The 1,192-nt window shown below is 61.8% G+C and carries 1 protein-coding gene; it reads left to right on the top strand.

All coding sequences use genetic code 11. From position 1 onward, the window contains the following. The first annotated feature begins 1 nt into the window (after position 1). Entirely contained in the window at positions 2-1,192 is a 1,191-nt protein-coding gene (gene tuf, locus AB4Z32_RS27410; RefSeq protein ID WP_442124974.1) for an elongation factor Tu, read from the top strand.

Here is a 1,192-nt window from a genome sequence, read left to right as displayed (position 1 = left end):
AATGGCAAAAGGTAAATTCGAACGGACCAAGCCGCACGTCAACGTCGGCACCATTGGTCACGTTGACCACGGCAAAACCACCCTGACGGCTGCAATCGCAACCGTTCTGTCGAAGAAATTCGGCGGCGAAGCCAAGGCCTACGACCAGATCGACGCGGCTCCGGAAGAGAAGGCACGCGGCATCACCATCAACACCGCGCACGTCGAGTACGAAACCGCAAACCGTCACTACGCTCACGTTGACTGCCCGGGCCACGCCGACTACATCAAGAACATGATTACCGGTGCCGCGCAGATGGACGGCGCGATCCTGGTGTGCTCGGCCGCCGACGGCCCGATGCCGCAGACCCGCGAGCACATCCTGCTGGCGCGTCAGGTTGGCGTTCCGTACATCATCGTGTTCCTGAACAAGTGCGACCTGGTCGACGACGCGGAACTGCTGGAACTGGTCGAAATGGAAGTTCGCGAACTGCTGTCGAAGTACGAGTTCCCGGGCGACGACCTGCCGATCATCAAGGGTTCGGCKCGTATGGCGCTGGAAGGCGCAGCTGGCGAGATGGGCGAAGACTGCATCATCAAGCTGGCYGAAGCCCTGGACACCTACATCCCGACCCCGGAACGTGCCGTYGACGGCGCCTTCCTGATGCCGGTGGAAGACGTGTTCTCGATCTCGGGCCGYGGTACCGTGGTGACCGGTCGTGTCGAGCGCGGCATCATCAAGGTCGGCGAAGAGATCGAAATCGTCGGYATCGTCGACACCGTGAAGACCACCTGCACCGGCGTGGAAATGTTCCGCAAGCTGCTGGACCAGGGKCAAGCTGGCGACAACGTCGGCCTGCTGCTGCGCGGCACCAAGCGTGAAGACGTCCAGCGTGGCCAGGTTCTGGCCAAGCCGGGCTCGATCAAGCCGCACACCGACTTCACCGGCGAAGTGTACGTGCTGTCGAAGGACGAAGGTGGTCGTCACACCCCGTTCTTCAACAACTACCGTCCGCAGTTCTACTTCCGCACCACCGACGTGACCGGCTCGATCGTTCTGCCGGCCGACAAAGAAATGGTGATGCCGGGCGATAACGTGTCGATCACCGTCAAGCTGATCGCCCCGATCGCGATGGAAGAAGGTCTGCGCTTCGCAATCCGCGAAGGCGGCCGTACCGTCGGCGCCGGCGTGGTTGCCAAGATCATCGCCTAA

The organism is Massilia sp. 2TAF26, assembly GCF_052115005.1.
Classification (GTDB): Bacteria; Pseudomonadota; Gammaproteobacteria; order Burkholderiales; family Burkholderiaceae_D; genus Telluria.
This window is presented reverse-complemented; position numbering and strand designations above follow the sequence as displayed.